Source organism: Myxococcales bacterium, assembly GCA_016712525.1.
GTDB lineage: Bacteria > Myxococcota_A > Polyangia > Polyangiales > Polyangiaceae > JAAFHV01.
Genome location: JADJQX010000008.1, coordinates 689,468 through 709,726, shown reverse-complemented (window position 1 = coordinate 709,726; position 20,259 = coordinate 689,468). Strand labels below are relative to the sequence as shown.

At 69.9% G+C, this 20,259-nt stretch carries 15 protein-coding genes; 4 read left to right on the top strand and 11 right to left on the bottom strand.

The annotated features are described in order from the left end of the window. Nucleotides 1–18: 18 nt before the first annotated feature. The 6 genes from xseB to IPK71_32460 all read right to left on the bottom strand — a co-directional run bounded on the left by xseB (nt 19) and on the right by IPK71_32460 (nt 7,246). Entirely contained in the window at nt 19–294 is a 276-nt protein-coding gene (gene xseB, locus IPK71_32485) for an exodeoxyribonuclease VII small subunit (GenBank protein MBK8218474.1), read from the bottom strand. Further along, a complete protein-coding gene (locus tag IPK71_32480; protein MBK8218473.1) occupies nt 291–2,402 on the bottom strand; it encodes a HEAT repeat domain-containing protein in 2,112 nt (703 codons plus the stop codon). Before IPK71_32480 ends, xseB begins: the two co-directional genes overlap by 4 nt. A gap of 86 nt (nt 2,403–2,488) precedes the next feature. After that, nucleotides 2,489–4,507, bottom strand: a complete 2,019-nt coding sequence (locus IPK71_32475; protein MBK8218472.1) for a thrombospondin type 3 repeat-containing protein — start codon at nt 4,505–4,507, stop codon at nt 2,489–2,491. A 57-nt stretch (nt 4,508–4,564) separates the two neighbouring features. After that, nucleotides 4,565–5,212 carry a GTP cyclohydrolase II gene (gene ribA / locus IPK71_32470; GenBank protein MBK8218471.1) on the bottom strand — a complete coding sequence of 216 codons (648 nt, stop codon included), beginning with the start codon at nt 5,210–5,212 and terminating at the stop codon, nt 4,565–4,567. 170 nt (nt 5,213–5,382) lie between these two features. After that, entirely contained in the window at nt 5,383–6,420 is a 1,038-nt protein-coding gene (gene holA, locus IPK71_32465) for a DNA polymerase III subunit delta (protein MBK8218470.1), read from the bottom strand. Between the two features lies 1 nt (nt 6,421). Further along, a complete protein-coding gene (locus tag IPK71_32460) occupies nt 6,422–7,246 on the bottom strand; it encodes a hypothetical protein (GenBank protein ID MBK8218469.1) in 825 nt (274 codons plus the stop codon). 234 nt (nt 7,247–7,480) lie between these two features. Here IPK71_32460 and IPK71_32455 point away from each other — a divergent pair, with 234 nt between their 5' ends. The 3 genes from IPK71_32455 (at nt 7,481) to IPK71_32445 (ending at nt 13,488) form a co-directional block, all read left to right on the top strand. Further along, a complete protein-coding gene (locus tag IPK71_32455; GenBank protein ID MBK8218468.1) occupies nt 7,481–9,142 on the top strand; it encodes a protein kinase in 1,662 nt (553 codons plus the stop codon). A 120-nt stretch (nt 9,143–9,262) separates the two neighbouring features. Next, a complete protein-coding gene (locus tag IPK71_32450) occupies nt 9,263–11,797 on the top strand; it encodes a TonB-dependent receptor (GenBank protein MBK8218467.1) in 2,535 nt (844 codons plus the stop codon). Between the two features lie 992 nt (nt 11,798–12,789). Next, nucleotides 12,790–13,488, top strand: coding sequence for a hypothetical protein (locus IPK71_32445; GenBank protein MBK8218466.1), 699 nt, complete (start codon nt 12,790–12,792; stop codon nt 13,486–13,488). Nucleotides 13,489–13,515: 27 nt separating this feature from the next. Here the strand turns inward: IPK71_32445 and IPK71_32440 are convergent, their stop codons facing one another. Then, entirely contained in the window at nt 13,516–14,622 is a 1,107-nt protein-coding gene (locus tag IPK71_32440) for a bifunctional riboflavin kinase/FAD synthetase (GenBank protein MBK8218465.1), read from the bottom strand. Between the two features lie 121 nt (nt 14,623–14,743). Here IPK71_32440 and IPK71_32435 point away from each other — a divergent pair, with 121 nt between their 5' ends. After that, nucleotides 14,744–16,138, top strand: a complete 1,395-nt coding sequence (locus IPK71_32435) for a DUF4912 domain-containing protein (GenBank protein MBK8218464.1) — start codon at nt 14,744–14,746, stop codon at nt 16,136–16,138. Between the two features lie 17 nt (nt 16,139–16,155). On the opposite strand, the gene IPK71_32430 is transcribed toward IPK71_32435, so the two are convergent. The 4 genes from IPK71_32430 to IPK71_32415 all read right to left on the bottom strand — a co-directional run bounded on the left by IPK71_32430 (nt 16,156) and on the right by IPK71_32415 (nt 20,083). Continuing rightward, nucleotides 16,156–16,680, bottom strand: a complete 525-nt coding sequence (locus tag IPK71_32430; protein MBK8218463.1) for a hypothetical protein — start codon at nt 16,678–16,680, stop codon at nt 16,156–16,158. A gap of 113 nt (nt 16,681–16,793) precedes the next feature. Continuing rightward, complete coding sequence (locus IPK71_32425; GenBank protein ID MBK8218462.1) at nt 16,794–17,273, bottom strand: hypothetical protein; 480 nt, start codon at nt 17,271–17,273, stop codon at nt 16,794–16,796. Nucleotides 17,274–17,280: 7 nt separating this feature from the next. After that, complete coding sequence (locus IPK71_32420) at nt 17,281–18,996, bottom strand: acyl-CoA dehydrogenase family protein (protein MBK8218461.1); 1,716 nt, start codon at nt 18,994–18,996, stop codon at nt 17,281–17,283. Between the two features lie 64 nt (nt 18,997–19,060). Continuing rightward, complete coding sequence (locus IPK71_32415; protein ID MBK8218460.1) at nt 19,061–20,083, bottom strand: SUMF1/EgtB/PvdO family nonheme iron enzyme; 1,023 nt, start codon at nt 20,081–20,083, stop codon at nt 19,061–19,063. Between the last annotated feature and the right edge of the window lie 176 nt (nt 20,084–20,259).

Genomic DNA, 20,259 nt, shown 5'->3' with positions numbered 1-20,259 from the left:
CGGCGCCCCTGGGGACGTTCACTCGTCGTCGCGGAGCTCGAAGCGAGCCCGCTTGGTGCGCCCGTCGTCGTCCACCGAGAGGAGCTCTTCGACCCGTTTCTGCGCGGCGTCGAGGGTCGCTTGCGAGTGCGCCGAGAGCCGAACGCCCTCTTCGAAGAGGCGGAGCGACTCCTCGAGGGGCAGATCTCCCTTCTCGAGCTTGGCGACGATTTCGGAGAGGCGCTTCATCGTGGCCTCGAAGGCCGGCTCGGGCTTTGGCTCTTGCTCCTCGGGAGGCGAAGGCTTGCGGGTCATGGGAGGTCTTTCGGAAAGCGAGGCGCGAGGAAGAGCCGTGTCGGCCCGGGGGGGATGGCGGGGACGAGCGCGTAGCCGTCGGGATCGAACGCGACGGGTACCACGCGACCCTCGGAGGTGAAGAGCGCTCCGGCGTACCCTCGTTCGGACGGAGGTTTGCCGTCGGGGCCGGTCACGCGGAGCCACGCGATCTCGTCGGCTTCGCCGCGCGCCGCAGGGGTAGCGACGCCGAGCCGGGCGCGGCTCGCCAGAAAACGCACCTCGGGGCTCGGATCGAGGCTCTCCGCCAGAGCGAGCGTGTCGAGCCGAACCTTGGCGGACGCGTCGACGGAGCGACCTGCGAGGGCTCGCACGAGCGTCCGTCGCTGGCTCTCGTCCGGCTCGTACGCGTAGGCCGTGGCGAGCCGACCGGACACGTTTCGGGCGCCGCTCTCGGCGAGCCCGAGCAGCGCGTGCGCGCGAATCGAGGCCGAGCGCGACTCGAGGAGCGCGCGCACCTTGTCGGACGGTTCCTCCTCCGTGCGCCTCGCGAGGGCGAACGCCGCGAGCGCGGCCTCGGGAGACGCCGACTCGGCGCGATCGACCAGCAACGGCGTGGGGACGATACCCAGCACGTCGCCGCGGTCGAGGGCGCCGAAGAGCGCGGAGCGAGCCGCGTCGTCGCGCTCTTGGATGGCGAGCCGCAACATGCGCTCTCGAAGGGCGTCGTCGAGTCGTGGGCGTGCGCCCATGGCGGCCGCGGCTCTCACCGATGGGTCGTTGTCGGCGAGGAATCGCGTCGGCCCTTCGGCGCCCGTGGCGACGAGGCCGAAGACGCCGGCGGCGCGGTTCGCAGGGGACGTGTCACGCGCGAGCGCCGCGAGCGCCCTGTCTCCCTCGTCGAGCCGTGGCGCGCCGCGGAGCACACGGAGCACGTACGCGCGAGCGCCGAGCCGCTTCACCTCGGGGGAGCGGAGCATCGCGATGATCCACGGGTCGACGTGGGCGCTCCGGGAGCGACCGAGCGCATGCGCGACCTCGCTCTCGATCGACTTGTCGAGGACGAGCGCGCCGAGCGCCTTGGCGGCGGCAGGGGAGGTGCCACGCGAGAGCGCGAGCAGCGCCTCGGTGCGGCGCGCCGGGATTGGGTGAGAGCTCGCGCGCGCCGCGAGAGCCTTCACGACCTCGTCGTTCTCGACCAGCGGGGAGAGCTCCACGGCGACCGTGGCCGTGCCCTCGTCTCCGAAGAGCGCGAGCACGCTCGGGGCCGCGTCTTTCGTCGCGAGCGCGACGAGCGCTCGGGTGGCTGCGATCCGTAGCGATGGGCTGGGATCCTTGACGAGCTTCCTCGCGGGCTCCGTGGCCCGAACGTCCCCTTTTTGCGCGAGCGCGACGAGGGCGACCGCCTTCGCTTTCGGATCCGTGCCTCCGAGCGCGAGGAGGAGCACGTCGGCGGCGCGGAGGTCGTCGGTGCGATCGACCGCCGTGAGCAGGGCGGGGGAGAGCGACGTGGCCGAGCCCAGCCCTCGGAGGGTCGTCGGGGGGGCCGCAGCGAGCGCTCGCGTGGCAGGCTCGGTCCCGACGCCCTGCACCCGAATGGCCGCGAGGAGCGCCTCGACCGCCGGCCCGGCCCCGGATTTCGCGAGCGCGAGGGCGGCCGTCGACCGCGCGAGGTCGAAGCGGGCGAACGGGTCGTTGTCGTCTTGGGGGAGGCGAACGGCGCTCGTCGGGACGTTGACGATGCTCACGAGCGCGGTCCGCGGTCCGTCTTCTTTGGCGTGAGGCGCGAGGGCGCGCGCTGCCTCGAGGAGCGCCTTCGGATCGTTTCGAATGAGGGGGTTCGACTCGGCGCTCGACGCCACGAGCGCGATGGCCTCGGGTGTGCCTTGTTCGGCCGCGCGCCGGATCGCACGAAGGCGGTCTTCTTGCGAGCTGGAGCGCATGAGGCGCTGGAGCACCTCCATGCCGAACCGGCCTCGAAGGTTCTGGGGGCTGTTCGTCGACGCGGCGTTGGGCTCCGGTGGCGTCGCCCGGGGCTGTGCCGCGGCCGTGGGACCGCACAAGACGCCAAGCGCCGTGACGAGGAGCGCTGCGGCGCCGATGGGACGGGTCGTTCGCGTGCCGAGCACGAAGCCGAGCGTAGCCGAGCGCGCGGTCGGCGCGATAGCGAATCGGGCGTCGAGGGCGGCTCGACCCGGCCCGTGTCGTCCCCGCGTCACTTCTTCGGGGCCGGGGCCGGACGAGGCAAAACGGGCGGGCTTGGGCGGCTCGAATCCATGAGCAAAAACGATAGGTTAGGGTCTCCCGAGGGGCGCGCCGCCACGGCCTCCCAGGCCACGGTCTCGACGGCGCCGTCGCGCGGGACGAACGCCGCGATGGCGGCCTGGAGTGCAAAGGCTCGAGCGAGCGACACCTCGGCGGCGGTCTCCTTGTCGGTGCCCACCGGCTTCGCGCCGATGGCGAGCGACCACGTCGGGTGGGCGAGGAGCTCGGACGCGACGGCGCGCGCTATGGCGAGGCTCTTCGGGTCGAGCGACACACGTGCGCCCTCTCCCGAGAAGGCGACGACGGCGCTCAGCTTGAGCGACTTGGCGGCGGGATCGAAGGTGACGAGCGCGCGTTTGCCCTCGTCGGGGCAGCCGTCGTCGTCGGAGACGCCGTTCCAGGTCTCGGGCTTGTCGGGGCACGCGTCGCCGTCCTCGTCGTCGAACGTGTCGTTGTCGACGTCGACCTTCGGGCAACCGTTTCGCTTCGCGTTCGCCTTCGTGACCCCGGCCACGAGCGGGCACATGTCGACCGTGTCGAGCACGCCGTCGCGGTCGTTGTCGGGATCGGGGCAGCCGTCGTCGTCCTCGAAGCCGTCACGATCCTCGGGCGCGTCGGGGCAACGATCGGCCTCGTCGGGGATCCCGTCGCTGTCGCTGTCGACGAGAGGGCAGCCGTTTCGCGCAGGATCGTCGCTGCGAACGCCGCGGAGGCTCGGGCAGCGATCGACGTCGTCCGGGACACCGTCGCCGTCGCGGTCGGCCACGGGGCAGCCGTTTCGCCGCGGGTCACGGCTCTCCACGCCCGCGACCCGTGGGCAGGCGTCCTCTTTGTCGACGATCCCGTCGTCGTCGTCGTCGATCTCGGGGCAACCGTCGTCGTCCTCGAAACCGTCGCGATCCTCGGGAATTTGGCGGCACTGGTCGACGTCGTCGGGGACGCCGTCTTGGTCCTCGTCGTGGGAGCGTGGAGCCCAACCGAGCTGTACGACGCCCCGGAACGCGGGCACGCCCACCGCGTCGTTGAGGCCGAGGTCGACACCGCCGACGACGTAGGTGTCGCGCATGTGCCCGAGCTCGATGCGGTCCGAGAGGGCGAGCATGATCGGTGAGACCGGTGTGCTCGCGGCGTCACCCGCGCCGAAGGGGGCGACGGGGCCCGCGGGAAGCGCCCCGTGGATCGACACCTCCCACCGCTGACGCCCGCCCGGGTCGAGCCTGAGGACGCTCGGCCGGAGGGTGAGGCTCAGGGTGTAGGGGATCTCGTCACCGAACGTCGTGCCTCCGACACGCGCTTCGGGCCACGTGCGGCGCTCGGTGCGCACTTTGTATCCGAGGCTCGCCGAGAGCTCGGCGAGGATGAACGAGTAGCTCGCCAGCGCGCGCGCGGACGCCGTGGCCGAGCCCTCGCCCATGAAGGCCTCGCGGTTGCCTGTCGGCAGCGAGAACGAGGCGAGCGCCGCAAGCCCGAGGCCCCCGTCGCGGTTGTCGAGGACGTTCGCCTTCCCGAGGAGGGTGAGGTCACCGAGCGCGGTCGTGGGGACACGTGAGGTCGACGACACGCTCGCGGGGAGAGAGGTGCCCTCCTGCGCGAGCGCGAGCGGGATGGCCACGCCGACGAAGCCGCGCGTGCCGATGCCGAGACCTCCGGTCAGATCGAGCGCGAGCTGATTTCGGACGGGCACGTAGGCGTCCTCGCCCCCGCGCGAGAGAACGACCGAACGGTGTGCGTAGGCGAGCGAGGCGCCCACGTTCCACTGAAACGCCCCCGGAGTCGTCACGGGCTCGTAGACGAGCGAGGCCTGCGGGTCGGCCGACGGACGCAGCGTGCGGGCGTCGAACGAAGGCAACGACTGCGCTCCGGCGGTGACACTCTCGCACAGGATCGCGGCGAGAACGGCGCCCCGGAGGGAGCGCCGTACCGTCCGCGCGTGAGACCGACCGCCGAAGAAGACCCCGGAAGAGCGCATCGGGGCTCAACTTACGCGAGCCGAACCCCTTTAGACACGCGAAAATGAGCCGGAAGGCTACTCGGCGTCGTTCACGGCCCGGACCGCGCGGTCGGGGAGGAAGTGGTCCATCCGAAGGCGCTTGGCTTCGAGGTAGCTCATCGAGAAGCGGTTCGGTGTGACGACGACCCCCTCGCGCGAGACTACATCGACCCCGAGGGTGCGCAACGCGGTGACCTTGGCGGGGTTGTTGGTGAGCAAGAGCACGCTTCGCACGTCGAGGAACTCGAGCATGTCCTGGGCGCAGTCGTACTCGCGGGCGTCGTCGGGGAGGCCGAGGAGGCGGTTCGCGTCGACCGTGTCGTGGCCGCATTGCTGGAGCGCATACGCTCGGATTTTGTTCGTCAGGCCGATGCCCCGGCCCTCTTGGCGAAGGTACAGGATGGCGCCGTGCCCTCGCGCGGCCACCTCGGCCATCGCGGCGTCGAGCTGCTCCTTGCAGTCGCATTTGAGCGACCCGAAGACCTCGCTCGTGATGCACTCGGAGTGCACGCGTACGGGAATGGCCTCACCCTTGGTGACATCGCCGAAGACGAGCGCCACGTGCTCTTCGCCGCGCGGTCCACGGAAGACGTGGGCCTTGAAGGTGCCGTGGCGCGTAGGCAGCTCCGCCATCGCTTGCCACTCGGTTCGAGGCCGGATCACCCGTTCGTGGGAGACGTGCATCTCTTTGCTCCTAGGATTTTCTGTGACGCTTCGTTGATGAAAGACCGCGCGGATCGGGGCGGTTTTTCACGACCGCCGGGCGAATGTAAAGCCGAAACACGGGGAGTCAAACCAATCGTGGCCTGCTCACTCCGTACGATGCGCGGGTGGGACGGGAGGTTTCGACGTGGTCACGCACGCGCGCGGCCCGCAGGCTTGCAGAGGCTCATGAGCATGTCCTCGAGGATCGCGTCCGGGGGACGTCGCGATCCCTTCAACGCGAGGTCGGTCTCCCCGAGCACGACGAGCCACCGCTCGACCTCCCTCGGTTTGATGGCCTTCGCCTTCTGGGCGAGCTCTCGCGCACGGAACGGCTGAAACACGCCTGCCTTTCGCGCCGCTTCGTCTTCGCGGTCCCCGGACTCGAGCGCGGCCTGGAACCTCGCGAGCTGCCGAACGGACCACGCGATCGCGCCGAGGAGCGGGAGGCCACGATCCCGTGGCTCGTAGGCGTCCGCGAGGACGGCGAGCGCGCGGGCGAGGTTTCGCTGCCCGATGGCGTCGACGAGGGCCCACGAGTCGTCGGCTCGGACTCGGTGGATGCACTCGGCGACGGCGTCGTCGTCGATGCGCGCTCCGGGCCCCACGTAGAGCGAGAGGCGCTCGACCGCGTCGTCGAGCGTGGACAGGTCGGAGCCGACGAGCTCGCCGAGGAGCTCGCACGTGTCGATGGCAATGTCGTGCCCCTTCGCCTTCGCGACGTCCGCGATCCGCGCGGGGAGCGCGCGCCGCTCGATCTTGGCGCATTCGACGACCACTCCCCCCTTTTTCAGGGTGCTCGCGAGCTTTCGGCGGCCGTCGAGCTTGTCGGCGACGAGCACGAGGCACGTCGAAGGCACGGGCGCTTTGGCGTACTCGGCGAGCGGATCGGTCGGAAAACCGGCGTCGTCGGCCGCGTCCTTCTCTTCCCACCGGTCGACTTGACGAACGATGACGAAGCGCCGAGGCGCCATCATGGGCACGGTGCGCACGGCGGAGAGCACCCGGTCGACGGTCGCGTCGCCGGCCGTGAGCTTGTCCTCGTTGAAGTCGGCGAGGCCCCCCCCGAGCGCGGCTTCGCGGAGCGCGCGAATCACGCGCTCACGGAACCACCGCTCTTCGCCGACGACACCATAGACGGGGAGCAGCTCGCCGCGCTTGGCCGCCGCGATCGCGGCGTCGGGGGTCATTTCAGGCCGATTTGCGGCGCATCGAGCGGAGCGCGAAGGCGAGCCCGAGGCCGACGAGCGGGAGCGCGAACGTGAGATCTCCCGAGGATGTCCCGGGCACGGAGCAGCCGCAGCCCGACTTGGGAGCGACCTTGATGTCTTCCTCGGGCGTGTGGTTGTACGCGTCCTTGCCGACGAAAGGCGGAGGCGTACCGACCGCGGCCACGTCGCCCTGCACGGGGCTCGCCGCCTCTTCGTCGTTCTTCGCGACCTTGGGGCCGGCGTCGACGCCGTTGTCGACCTTCTTGATGCTCGTGTCCTTCGCGTTGAACGCGATGCTCCGACGGTCGACCACGGGGTTGTCGCCCTTGAGGATCAAGGTCGCGCTGCCGCCGATGTCGGTGCCGTCCGGCGTGCGGATCTGCATCTTGTACTCGCCGGCCTCGAAGCCGCGGTCTCGCTTGATGCCGAAGTCGAAGTTCGTGCCCTTGTAGATCTTGCCGCTCGCGTCGGCGAAATCGACGTCGAGGCTCTCGACCTGAGGGTTCTGGTTCTGGAGGGCTTGCCGGTTCACGACGGGCTCGCTCTTGCCGTCGACGAGCGAGCGCTCGTACACCATGGTCTTGGTGAAGACGAAGCGCAGCGGCTGGTGAGCGATCGGCGGCGCCTTGGGGAGCTCGATCTTCACGTAGATGTGCCACGCTCCGGACACCTCGGTCGCCTCGCCCTGCTTCAGCTTGAACGAGCCCGCCGCGAACGCGGTGCGGGGAACGGCGAGGGAGAGGACGAAGGCGAAGGCGGCGAGCGCCAACGAGAGAAGGCTTGGCAGCGAGAGGCGGGGCTTCACGAGGCGAAACGCTACTCGCAATCGGGCGGCGGCGGCAGACCCCATCGGCGGAAATTCGATCCCGGGCCTCCGAGCCGACGGCCTGAGGGAACGCATGTGTGGCGATGTGGGTGCAGCCGGGATGGGGCTAGGGGCTGGCCAACGGAATCGGGTCTGGCGCGTCGGTCCTTCGGCCGTGGCGAGGGCCGTTGGGTTTGACATGCGGGTCGGTCTTGGGCACACTTTATGCGGGAAATGTCGGATCGTTCTGGCGCAACCCGATCGGACGCCGTCGATCCTTTGATAGGGCGGACGATCAACGACCGCTTCACCATCACGAGGCTCATCGCTCGGGGTGGCATGGGGAAGGTGTACCTCGCGGAGCAGGCGCCGCTCGGCCGCTTGTGCGCGATCAAGGTGCTGAACCCGAGCTACAACGGGAGCGCCGAGCCCGAGTTCCACCGGCGGTTTTTCCTCGAGGCGAGCGTCACGTCGAAGCTCTCTCACCCCAACACCGTCACCATCTTCGACTACGGCGTCACCGACGACGAGTACTACTTCATGGCGATGGAGTACCTGGAGGGGCAGACGCTCCACCAGGCCATCCGGAAGGACGGCCTCCTGCCCGAGGCGAGGGCCGTCAACATCGTGAGCCAGATCTGCCGGGGCCTCCGTGAGGCGCACGCGATCGGTGTCATCCACCGCGATCTGAAGCCCGCGAACATCTTCCTCGTGCGCCACGGCGACGAGCCCGATTTCGTCAAGATCCTCGACTTCGGCTTGGTGAAGAACGTCCTCGACAAGGCCGAGGATCAGATCACCCAGACCGGCCTCTTCATGGGCTCGCCGAAGTACATGGCGCCCGAGCAAATCCACGGGGCCGCGGTCGATGCACGCACCGACGTGTACTCGCTGGGCGTGGTGCTCTGCGAGATGCTCACGGGCCGTGTCCCGTTCGACCGCGCGACGAGCGTGAGCATCCTCATGGCTCACGTGAGCGAGGCTCCCCCGGCCCTCACGGACTTGAACCCCGACGCGTTGGTCTCGGTCGAGGTCGAGGACATCGTGCGTCGGTGCCTCGCGAAGAACCCCGCCGACCGCTACGCGAGCATGGACGATCTCCTCATGGCCCTCCGCGTCGCCGCCGGGGTGAGCATGACGGGGCAAATCTCGGCGTTCCCCGTCGGGCGTGGGAGCTACCCGGGGAGGGCGGGGGCGAGCGGGTCGCAGCCCGTGGTCTTGCGGTCCGGTCCGCTCGCGTTGGCGCCGGGTTCGAGCGGCGGCATCCTCGTGAACGGGAGCGGCAGCGTCCCCGTGCACGTCACGGGTCAGGTCGAGGTGCACGGGCCGTCGGCGAGCCCGAGCGCTCAGAGCCAGACCCCGATGTCGCTCACGCACGACGACATGCCTCGAGGCATCGGTCGATCGAAGAAGCCGAGCTACACCCTCCCGATCGCGCTCACGCTCGCCGCCGTCGTGGGCGGTCTCGGCGGTCTCTTGGCGTACAAGGTGTCGACGGCGCCCCCGAAGGTCGCCGCGGGTCCCATCGAGACGGCGAAGCCGCTCCCGAGCCAGCCCGTCGAGACCCCGGCGGTGAGCGCGCCCGTCCCCTCGGCCAAACCCGACGACCGCCAAGCGCTCTTGCACGTCGAGTCCGTGCCGCCGGGCGCGAGCGTTCGCCGCGACGGTGTCGAGCTCTGTCGGGCGACGCCGTGCGACGTCTTGCTGACGGGGTCCGACGCGGCTCCGGATCGTGTGCTCTCGTTGGTCCTCCAGAAAGCCAACTTCAAGCCGTTCCCGGTCGACGCGAAGGTCGCCGACGGCAAGGTGGTCGCGAAGCTCGTGTACGCGGGTGGCGGCGGCGGCGCACCGAAAGAGGCCCCCCCCACGCCGAGCGGGTACAAGGGCGCGTACTGATACCGTCCCTCGATGCATGCATCTTGCATGCGTTGCGACGAAGGCACGTCGGGGAAATGTCGCGGGCGAAACGCGTCGTCCTTTTTCCTCGGGATCGGGCCTGGTAAGGTGCGAGGTCGCATGGTGACCTCGAAGTGGCGCGATTCGTCCCCCGTACGCCGCGCGCTCTTCGCGCTCGTCCTCGCGTCGGGGCTCGCCACGCCGAGCGCCGCCCTCGCCGACGCGCGAGCCGAGGCGCGTGCACACTTCAAGGCCGGCATGGCCGCCATCGCGGCCAAGAGCTACGAAAAGGGCATCGCCGAGCTCGAGGCGGCCTACGCGATCTTGCCCCACCCGAACGTCCTCTTCAACATCGCGCGGGCGCACGCCGAGGCCGGCCACACCGAGAAGGCCGTCGAAGCGTACCGAAAGTACCTCGAAGGGGACCCGCCCGATCGCGACGAGGTCCAGAAGGTCCTTCTCCCGCTCGAAGCGCGCCTCGCGCAAGAGAAGGCGCAGACCGAGCCTCCGCCCCCACCCACGCCGACTCCGAAGCCCGAGGCCCCGTGCCCCGACCCGAAGGAGCCCGCGAGCCCGCCGAAGCCCGAGCCGCCGAAGCCCGAGCCGAAGAAGCCACCGCCGCCGAAGGTGACCGAGCCGGTCGTCGCCGCGCGCACCGAGGACGTCTTCGAAGAGACCGTCGTCACCGCGTCGCGCGGAAAGCAGAGCCCGCTCGACGCGCCCAACTCCACGGCCGTCATCACCGAACAGGACATTCGCCTCTCGGGCATCACCAAGATCCCCGAGCTCCTGCGCCGCCTCGCGGGCGTCGACATCATGCAGGTGACCGGCGGTCAAACCGAGGTCAGCATCCGCGGGTTCAACCAGCGCCTCTCGAACAAGGTGCTCGTGCTCGTCGATGGCCGCAGCGTCTACGTCGATCTGCTCGGCGCGACGTTCTGGCAGGCGCTGTCGATCGGCGTCGAGGACATCGATCGCATCGAGGTCGTGCGTGGTCCGGGCTCCGCGCTCTACGGCGCCGACGCCTTCAACGGGGTGGTCAACATCCTCACGAAGCGCCCGGGGCAGGGAAAAAATGGCGTTTCGGGCGGGTTCGGCTCCCAGAGCACCGCCCACGGGAGCCTCTGGGCGTCGGGCCAGAACAAGGGCTTCGGCTGGCGCGCCGCGGCCGGGTACGACTATCTCCCACGTTGGTCCCGCGAGGTCCCGAACGGCCGCGCCGACGTGCGCCTCGGGGTGTCGGATCAGGTCGAGTCCGCGCGCACGGTCCGCATCGACCTGCGCGGCAACCAGAAGCTCGGAAAGGACACGAACGTCTACCTCGGGGGTGGCCTCGTCCAGGGCAACCTCGAGGTGCTCGGCATCGGCGCGCTCAACGACCTCATGCTGCCGAACCTGGTCTCGACCGATCTGACGGGAGGGCTCACGTCGAAGTACGTCGACGTTCGCACGTTCTGGAACCGGTTCCGGACCGACAGCGTGCTGAACGTGGCCTACGAGGGCCAATCGCTCCTCCCTTCCCGCGCCGAGCAGAACATCGTCGACAACGAGGCCCAGGTGAAGGCCGGCTTCGACGTGGCCGACGGCGTCCGCAACGAGCTCCGCGCCGGCGGCAGCTACCGCTTCAAGGACGTCGACTGGACGTTCCTCGATCGGCAGCGCACCGAGCACCACTTCGGCATGTTCTTCCACGACGAGCTCTCGTTCGGGAAGCGAGTGACCGTGGTCGGCGACATGCGCCTCGACTACGTCCCCTACCTCGCGAGGTTCGTGCCTTCGCCCCGCGGCGCGATCCTCGTTCACCCCACGAAGCGCTCCACCCTCCGCGCCACCGTGGCGACGGCCTTCCGCAAGCCCACGTTCCTCGAGTCGTACCTGCGCCTACCCGTGAACCTGCCGGTCGCGGGCGGCACGTCGATCACCGAGGGCGTGCGCTCGGAGGACCCGAATTTCAAGGTCGGTCCCGAGCGCATCTTCAACGCGGAGCTCGGCTACCGCACCGAGGACTCGGACAAGGTCGTGGTCGACGTGTCGGCCTACTACAACCGCGTCTCGAACCTGATGCAGCTCTCGGGCGCGCGGCCCATCACCGTGGGCGACATCGCGTCCGGCGCGCGCGCGTTCGACCCGCAAGCGGGGCAGTTCCCGCTGCTCATCGGCGGCTTCTCGAACCAGTGCCAGCTCTACGACACGGTCGGAGGAGAGCTGTCGGTCCGCACGTTCCCGGTCGAGGGGCTCGATCTCTACGGGAGCTACACGCTCAACGTCGCGAGCCAAGACGAGAGCGGCTGCAGCGCCCAGGATCGTATCGCGCAGGTCATCACGACCGACGCGCGCACCAGCGTGCACAAGCTGAACGCCGGCGTTCAAGTGCGTACGAAGGTCGGCATCGACGGGTCGGTCGACTTCCACCTCGTCGGACCGCAGACGTGGGCCGAGCAGGTCACGAACGCCTCGGCGCAGCGCATCGAGTACCAACAGTTCGATCTCCCCGCGTACACGCTCCTCAACGCGCGCGTCGGCTACCGGTTCATGGAGGACCGCGCCGAGCTCGCCGTCGCTGGCTTCAACCTCGTCGGCGTGCAGCACCGGCAACACCCCTTCGGCCAGCTCCTCGACCGCCGCGTCATGGGGCTCGCGACCTTCCGCTTCTGAGCCTCCCATGACGCCTCGCCGCGATCCCCAAAGACCTTCGAAGCGCGAAACCACCGCCGCCGCCGCGCGTGTGGTGCTCGCCGCGCTGGTGCTCGGCGCGTGCACGGTGCCGATCGACGACCAACGCGACGACAATCGCCTCTTCCCTGCGCAAGGGGTGGTTCGCGGCACGGTCACGTACGTGGGGCCGAGGCCGTGCAGCCGCGATCGCCGCATCGTCGGCAACGCGATCGTGATGGCGTTCGATCGCAAGAACCCTCCGCCGCCTCTCGGCCTCGCCACGAGCCCGGTGAATTTCGCGGTGGTCCCGGGCGACACGCTGTTCGCCAACGAGCCTCGGTTTCGCGGGCCCTCGCTCTCGTGCCCCCCGACGAACGAGCTCGTCAGCGTGTCGTCGCCGTTCACCCTCTCGCCGCTCGACGGAGGTCAGTACATCCTCGTCGCGTTCTACGATCGCGGCGGCCGCTTTTTGCCGCAGTTTCGCTACCGAAACCAGCCCGAGGCCGGCGACCTCGTCGGTGGCTACGTCGACGTCCGCGACGCCGAGCTCAATCGCGGAAACCCGCTGTACACGCCGAGCTACCTCCCGGTGGACGTGGGTGTTCCCGGGCCCGACTCGACCTTCACGATCCCGTCGCAGGGAGCCCTCACGGACAACGTGCCCGTCACGATCGGGCAGACGCTCTCGACGAATCGCCCCTACTTTTTCCCCGAAGGCGCGCAAGACCCGGCCCCCGTCACGCCCACCCCCGAGAACCCTTCGGGAGACGCGAAGTACGTGCCCGTCATCACGATGACCCAGGACCATCAGGTCCTCGCCGTCCCCGACACGTTCAACCTGGAGACGCTCCAGCGGTACGAGCAGTCGTTCAAGGCCGTGAGCCTTCGGTACGGAGTACCGGGCGACGAGCTCGGCGACGCCACCGCCCTCGACAAGCCCTTCGGGTTGCCTCTCGAGCCGACCCCTCCCACGGGTCAAGGGGGGGTTGCTCGTGTTCGGTCGGGGAGCGTCCTTGCCCGAGAGCGCGCGCATCCCCGCGTTCTGGCCGAGCGTCTCGTTCCGCAAGCTCGAGGACGACAAAACCCACGAAAAAGACCCCCAAAGCCTCGCGTTTCAAGGTGGGGAAAGGTCGCCTATCGTCGTCATGCAGGGCATCACTCTCCTCGACGAGACTCTCGCGAAGACGGTCGCCGGCCCCGTCCCGGCGAGCCCCGCCAAGTCGACCTTGCGCGAGCGACTGAAGGTGCTCGTGCGCCCGGCCGCGCTCTGCATCGACGCTCGTCGGCCGGACAAGGGCGGGGTCCTCGTGGTGCCGCACTTCGCGGGCAAGAGCGCGGATCCGGCGGTCGTGGGCGACAAGTCTCTCGTCGACGAGGCGCGTGTGAAGGCCTCGTTCGGGCGCCTCGTCGCGGAGGTGCGTCGCGGCTGTTTGCCCACCGGGCGCTACGCGATGGCGCTCTCGTACCCGTCGGGGCAAACCTGGAGCGTGCCGAACGAAGCGGGGGCGTGCGCGCCGCTCGAGGGGCGGCTGCTCGAGAACAATGGCGTGGGCTCGTGCTCGCGAAAACCGCGCCCGATCCTCTACTCGCAGGGGCCTCGCGCGGTGCTCGAGATCGTCCCTCCGACGACCCCCGAGGGCGAGCGCACGTGCGCCGAGGCGCCCGTTCCGCCCGAGTGCCTCCCTCGCTGAGGCCCGCCCGCGCGGGCCTCCAGAGCTTCAGCGTTCGAGGCGCGACGTGAGCTCCCGCGCCTTCGCGGCGTCGCGCTCGATTTGGGCGCGGAGCTCGTCGAAGCTCGGGAACTTGCGCTCTTCGCGCACGCGGGCGTGGACGTGGGCGCGGACGCGCCTTCCGTAGAGATCTTGGTCGACGTCGAAGACGTGGATCTCGACGTGCCGCGTTTTGCCGCCGTCGCTCACGGTGGGGCGTGTGCCGATGTTCATGACGCCGTGGCCGAGCCAGCGGAACGCGGCCCCCTCTTCGACCTCGACCGAGACGGCGTAGACGCCGTTCGCGGGGCACATCTCGTCGAGCCGCGCGAGGTTCGCCGTGGGGAAGCCGATCGTTCGCCCCTTGTGTTGGCCGTGCTCGACGGTGCCCGTGAACGCGTGCGGCCTCCCCAGGAGCGCGGCCGCGTGCTCGACGCGCCCGGCGCCGAGCGCCTTGCGGATGCGAGTGCTCGAGATGGCGCCCTCGTCGTCGGTCTCGAGGACCGTGGCGAACGCGCGCCGCCCGTGGGCACGCGCGAGGGCGTCGAGGGTCTCGAAGTCGCCTTTTCGGCCCTTCCCGAAGCGAAAATCGGCCCCGACGACGACGACCTCGGCGCCGAGCTCTCCGAAGAGAAACTGCTCGGCGAAGGCCTCGGGGCTCGTCGCGGCGAAGTCGAGGGAGAAGGTCGCGACGACCACTCGCTCGACCTCGTGCTCGCCGAAGAGCTCGATGCGGCGCTCGAGCGTGGTCAGCCGCTCGGGGGTGGCCTTCCCGAGCACGAGGGCCGGGTGCGGATCGAACGTGAGCACCGTCGTCACGAGGCCTCGCTCGCGCGCGAGCGCCGTCATCTGGGCGAGGGCGGCGACGTGTCCGCGGTGCACGCCGTCGAAGTTGCCGATGACCACGGCCTGGGGACGGGCGTCGGTCCGCGCTTCCGCGCGCGCGAACGGCACGACCTTCACGACCTCGGGGAGCGGCGAACGCGTCGACACGAGACGCCTCCTTAGCACGAGCGATTCGGCTTCGAGAGAGCAAGGCGCGCGCGACGTACGGCGCCTGGCCGCGCGTCCATGAGGGCTCCCGTCGGCCCGCCACGGCGGCGTACCGTCCACCATCGCAGCGAGGCGGCCCGACCCGCCCCCGTCGACCGCCTCTTGGGGCGCGCTTTTTCGTACCGGGAAGAGGGGCGCTTTGGTACCAACGTAGGCTCTCGCGGAAGCGTGAGCGGAGGAGACCATGAAACGGGCGGAGCTCGACGGGCTCGATCGTGAGGCGCTGATTCGGCTGGCCGAATCGCACGGAATTTCCCGGCCCCGTATCCTGACGCGGCCCGAGCTCATCGACGAGCTGCTCCTGCGCACGGCCGACGCCGACGCGGGCGCCGAGGTCTCCATCGCGCGCGGGTTCTTCGGGTTGGCGCGTGATCTCGTCGCGCGGGTGGTCGAGCGCGGGCTGCACCTGCCCGACGCGGCCACCAAGATCCGCGGCCTGCACCTCGAGCCCCCCCGCGGCAAGTCGACGCCGCCCGCCGCGCTGCCGACGGTGACCCTCGCGCAGATCTACGCCGCGCAAGGCCACACGGCGCGCGCAAAAGACACCCTCCAACGGGTGCTCGCGCTCGAGCCCGACCACTCGGAGGCGCGCGACCTGCTCGAGCGCCTCTCGCACCCGTCGTACGTGCCCCCGGAGCCGCCGCTCCCTCCCGAGGACGAGGCCGCGAAGGAACGCGCCGAGGCCGCCGCGAAGGCGAGCGCGCCCCCCGAAGAGGCGCCCCTCGATTCCCCAGAGGATTCCGAAAAGTCTAAAAATGTCGATGGTTTGCGTGGCGAGACTGCCTCCACACCCGGCCCCGCCGAGGTCGCTCCCGAGGTCCTCGCGTCGGCCGAGCCCGCGAGCGACGTCGATGCACACTCCGCGAGCGAAGACGCCCCGAGCCGAGAGACGGACGAGGCGCTCGAGCCCGCCGAGGGGACCCGCGTCGAGGCCCGCGAGCCGAGCGCGTCGCCCGAGCCGAGCGCGTCGCCCGAGCCGAGCGCGTCGCCGGAAGAGGTGCCCGCGATGCTCGACGACGAGCCGCTCCCGCCGAAGTACGACGTCGACGAGTGCGTCGCGCTCCCTGTCGATCCGGAGACCTTGTTCGTCTACTGGGAGGTCCGCGAGGCGCTCCTGGCGAAGGTCGCCGAGGCGCGCGGGGCGGGCGTGCTCTCCCTCCGTGCGCTCGTGGTCGAGCCAGGGTGGCACGGGCCGCGCACGTGGTCGAGGGACCACGACGTCTTCTCGCCCGTGGGAGACTACTTCCTGCGGGAGCTCCCGAAGTCCGCGGTCGTGAGGGTGGCGATCGGCTACAGGACGGCCTCCGCGTTCGTCCCGCTCGCGCACTCCCCGCTGCTCGCGCTCCCGCGTCGTGAGCCCGCCGAGAGGCTCGCGAGCACGCTCGTACGATGGACGCCGGACGGAGTGGTCCCCGTGGGTGAGGGGGACCTCTCGGCCGGCGGCGCGATGCAGCGGGCCCTTCGGAGGGTCGAGGAGAAGGGCGAAGGAGACGCGGCGCTCGCGGCGCTCCTGGGCCTACCGGAGCTCGCGCGGTTCGAAACGCGAGACGAAGGGCGGGGCGCTCAAGGCTCGTCCTGAGCGGCAACCGCTCGCGCTCAGCGCTTCGTGTGGGACGCGACCCATGCGAGCGCCGAGAGCAGCGCCGCGAGGCCGACGATCGCCGCGAGCGTCCATACGATCGCGCGACGCTCGAGGGACGGGGGCGGGGCCATCGGTGCGAGATCGTCGAGGGCCTCGCCGCGCTCTCCGGCTCGTTCTGTCGGTCGCTCTCCGGCTCCGTCTCGTGTCGCGCGGTCCTCGGGGACCACGACGGCGAGGGGGGTGGGCTTCGTCAACGGGCGAGCATCGCGCGGGGTCGCCCCGGGGCGGAGGTGCGTGCCGCTCTCGAGCGCCTTGGCAGGCTCGTCCGGCTCTCGAGGCTCGGGGTCGGACGAGGCCGAGATCGACACCTTCGGGCGTGTGCCGCTCTCGCGGCGGAGGAGGCGATCGAGATCCTCACGCGGGATGCGGGCGGTGGCCTGATCTCCACGGGCCTCCACGAACCCCGGGGGGTAGTCGCGCTTCGCGGTTCCGTGCTCGTCGTCCTCGAAGGGATCGCGGGGCTTGTGTCGCGTGCTCACGGCGCAGCTCCTCTCGTTCATGGACGCTAGCACTCGCTTCCACGCGCGCGAGGGCGCGGCCTACGCATGCTCGCACCTCCGCGTGGGTCGACCTACATGCGCCGACGTGCCCCCTACTTGGGCTTACGTGGCCCCTGCGCCTTGCTCTTGGCCTCGCGCGCGCCCTGCGCCGCGAGCGCGTCGGCACGTTCGTTTCCGGGGTTTCCGTTGTGCGAGCGCACCCACGAGAACGTCACAGTGAGGCCCTTGTCCGCGATGGTCGAGGCGATCGCGCGGAGCTCGGCCGACACCGCGGGATCGACGTTTCGGAAGTCGCTCCGGCGAAAGTCTCCGAGCTTCTTCTCGAGCGTGGTCATCAGGCCTTGGTTGTCCGACAGCACACGCGCCTCGGACCCCTCCGGGAGGACGGCGAGGGCCTCGGCCACGGCGCGCGCCTCCATCGTCTTCGCCTCGGTGTCGTCCTCCGAGCCGTACCCCTCGATGGGCTCCCCGTGGGGAGGCCTCACCACGAAGCCGAAGCCGCCGGGGCGCCTCCCGTGCTCGCCGGCTTTGCACGAGCCGTCCGTGTAGACGAGGTACTCGCGTTTCGCCATGGCGGCCCTACATCACGTCGAAGGGGTAGCCGCCGTCGACGTACGCGCGCTCGGCGACCGCCTTCCGCAGCTCGTCGTCGTTGGCCTCGAACTCGGCGACGAGCTCGGCGAGCCGCTTCTCGGCGCTACGCACGAACATGCGCGTCACGTCGAGCTCGCGTCGCGCGCCCTCGATCCCCCGCTTCTCGAGGGCGCGGGTCGTGCGGGAGAGCACCGCGGCGATCGCGTAGAGCTCGATGGTCATGTCCGCCGCGCGCTTCTGTGTAAACTGCATCTCGTGGATCATCTTGCCGTGCCGCCGGATCGCGCGATCGGCGTGCTTCGCGAGGTGCGTCGTGTACGCCCCGAGCACGTCGCCCTCGGCCTCGAGCTCGGGATGCACTTGGGTGAGCTTGTCGCGTGAGAGCGCGGAGCGCGCCTTTCGCATGGCGAAGTCGCTGAGGAGGCCGAAGCCCTTGATGGGCTCGCGCACCGCCTTGGCCACGTCGCTGAGCTCGCGCCCGGGCCCCTCGATGCCCGAGAGCGCGACGAAGCAGCGGAGGATCTCGTTCGTCCCCTCGAAGATGAGGTTGATGCGCGCGTCCCGGTAGATGCGCTCGTAGGGGTACGCCTGCATGTAGCCGATGCCCGCGGCGATCTGGAGCGCCTCGTTCGCGACGCGTTGGAGCGTCTCGGAGCCGAAGACCTTGCACACCGCGCTCTCGACCGACGAGTCGGTGGCGCCGGCGTCGACGAGGCCGGTGGTCAGGTAGGTCATGCTCTCGAGCGCGTACGTCTCGGCGAGCATGCGCGCGATCTTGTCCTTGACGAGGCCGAACTGCCCGATCGGCCGACCGAACGCCTTTCGCTCCTCGGCCCGCTCGACCGAGAGGCGCAGGAGGCGCTTCGCGATGCCGACGCAGCCCGAGGCGAGGCTCAAGCGGCCTCGGTTCAAGACCTCCATGGCCACCTTGAAGCCGCGACCGACCTCGCCGAGCACGGCGCTCGCGGGCACACGCACGCCCTCGAGCACGACCTCGGTCGTGGAGCTGCCCCGGATGCCGAGCTTCTTCTCGTTCGGCCCGGTGGTGAGCCCGCCTCCTCGCTCGACCAAGAAGGCCGTGATGCGAGGTTTCGCGCCGTACTCGGCGGGCGAGGTCCGCGCGAACACCGTGAAGAGGTCCGCGATGCCTCCGTTCGACGTCCACACCTTGGTCCCGTCGAGCACGTAGTCGTCGCCGTCTCGGACGGCCGACGTCGTGATGGCGCTCGCGTCGCTGCCGGCGCCCGGCTCCGTGAGCGCGAAGGCGGCCACGATCTCGCCTCGAGCGAGCCTCGGCAGGTACTTCTGCTTCTGCGCCTCGGTGCCGAACAGGAGGAGGCCCATGGTGCCGAGCGAGAGGTGCGCGCCGAGCGTGACCGCGAGCGAGGTGTCGATGCCGGCGAGCTCCTGGACGATGCGCGCGTAGGCCGTCTGCGAGAGGCCCGCGCCTCCGTAGGCCTTGGGCACGAGCAACCCCATGAGCCCGAGCTCGGCGAGGCCTCGCATGACCTCGGGGGGGATCTGCTCCTCGCGGTCGATGCGCGCCGAGTCGACGTGTTTCTGGCAGAACCTCCGCACCGAGTCGATCGTGGCGTGCACGAGGTCCGACTCGGCGTCGTCCGGCTTGGGGAACGGGAAGAGAAGGCTCTCGGCGACCTCGCCGAAGTAGAGGGCCTTCGCGAACGACTCGTCTATGGGCATCGAGAGATCGAGTCTTTTCCTAGTCATCCCCCGAGCGCAAGGCCTTCCGCGCCCCGGGCTCGTCTCAGCGCCCGACCTCGGGGGCGTCTGCGCAGCAGCGTAGGCCCTGCTGGTAGAACATGTGCGTCTCGCCGTGGGCGCGGGTCGCCGGTCGGCACCGCGTGCGGACCGGGCCCCAGTATCCGCCTTTCAGCACGGACGGGCGCTCTCCGGGGCGTGTCCCGCGCGTCCATTCGTCGACATTTCCCGTCATGTCGTACACCCCGAAGGGGCTTCGACAGCGCGGCTTGCTGCCCGAGGGCTCCCCCTGCCACAGCCTGTCGAGCTCCAGCATCGTCTGCTCGCTGTCGCGTCGCCCGAACGCCTTGAACTCGCGCCACGTCCGATCGTTCACGCAGACGTCCTCGCGGGCGTAGCCGTTCGGGTAGGGGCGCGCCTCTTCGCCTTCGCAGGCGAACGTCCACTCGTCCTCGGTGCAGAGCCGCTTCTGCTCGCGTTTGCAGAGCGCGTTCGCCTCGTACCAGTCGACGAGGACGATCGGGTTCTCGCCGAGGCGGTTCGGATACTCGAACCGGTCCATGCAAAAGTGCATGGGCACCGTCCGCAGGTTCTTCGAGCGCTCGAGCCAGGCCGCTCGGTCGTACTCCGCGCACCGCTCGGGCCACTCGCGCGAGATCCACTTTTTGCACGTGAGCTGCTGGAGCCCGTCGATGCCGAAGTAGTCGCCCGAGTCGTCCTTCATCCTCCCGGCGACCTCGACCATCCCGGTCGCGCACGCGCCGCGTGTTCCCTCGCGGAGGTCGGTGATGCGTGGGTCCTCCGGCGCGGCCGCGACGACCTGCCAGAACTTGCCCTCGAGGTTGCGCCAGGGGAAGGTGGTCTTCGCCGGTCCCGCTGGAGCGGGCTCCTCGGGGGGAGGGTCGGTGACCGTCGTGTACGCGGGGGCCTTCGGAGCCTCGACGGGCGGAGCGGTGGCTCGGGGGGCCTCGGCCGGAGCCGCAGCGGCGATCGCGAAGATGGCCGAGAGCACCGCGCCGACGCGGGCGAGGCGGGCCCCCCGCCGGGAGGAATCAACTGCTTCCCTCATACATGAAAGCCTTGGTTCGAAATGTACGAAATCAAGACGTTTTTTTGCGAAGAACCTCGGTTGCGCGAGCGCCCCTCGTCTGTCACGATCAGGAGCCCACGAAGGGTGAGCGGCGGCACCTGCCGAAGCGTCGATCGACGTGGGGCCAAACGCATTGCCCGCGGGTCCAGACCTTG

Excerpts from the sequence above, each read along its gene's own strand:
- xseB (MBK8218474.1), bottom strand. The coding sequence starts at position 294 with ATGACCCGCAAGCCTTCGCCTCCCGAGGAGCAAGAGCCAAAGCCCGAG.
- IPK71_32475 (MBK8218472.1), bottom strand. The coding sequence starts at position 4,507 with ATGCGCTCTTCCGGGGTCTTCTTCGGCGGTCGGTCTCACGCGCGGACG.
- ribA (MBK8218471.1), bottom strand. The coding sequence starts at position 5,212 with ATGCACGTCTCCCACGAACGGGTGATCCGGCCTCGAACCGAGTGGCAA.
- holA (MBK8218470.1), bottom strand. The coding sequence starts at position 6,420 with ATGACCCCCGACGCCGCGATCGCGGCGGCCAAGCGCGGCGAGCTGCTC.
- IPK71_32455 (MBK8218468.1), top strand. The coding sequence starts at position 7,481 with ATGTCGGATCGTTCTGGCGCAACCCGATCGGACGCCGTCGATCCTTTG.
- IPK71_32450 (MBK8218467.1), top strand. The coding sequence starts at position 9,263 with ATGGTGACCTCGAAGTGGCGCGATTCGTCCCCCGTACGCCGCGCGCTC.
- IPK71_32440 (MBK8218465.1), bottom strand. The coding sequence starts at position 14,622 with ATGGTGGACGGTACGCCGCCGTGGCGGGCCGACGGGAGCCCTCATGGA.
- IPK71_32435 (MBK8218464.1), top strand. The coding sequence starts at position 14,744 with ATGAAACGGGCGGAGCTCGACGGGCTCGATCGTGAGGCGCTGATTCGG.
- IPK71_32425 (MBK8218462.1), bottom strand. The coding sequence starts at position 17,273 with ATGGCGAAACGCGAGTACCTCGTCTACACGGACGGCTCGTGCAAAGCC.
- IPK71_32420 (MBK8218461.1), bottom strand. The coding sequence starts at position 18,996 with ATGCCCATAGACGAGTCGTTCGCGAAGGCCCTCTACTTCGGCGAGGTC.
- IPK71_32415 (MBK8218460.1), bottom strand. The coding sequence starts at position 20,083 with ATGAGGGAAGCAGTTGATTCCTCCCGGCGGGGGGCCCGCCTCGCCCGC.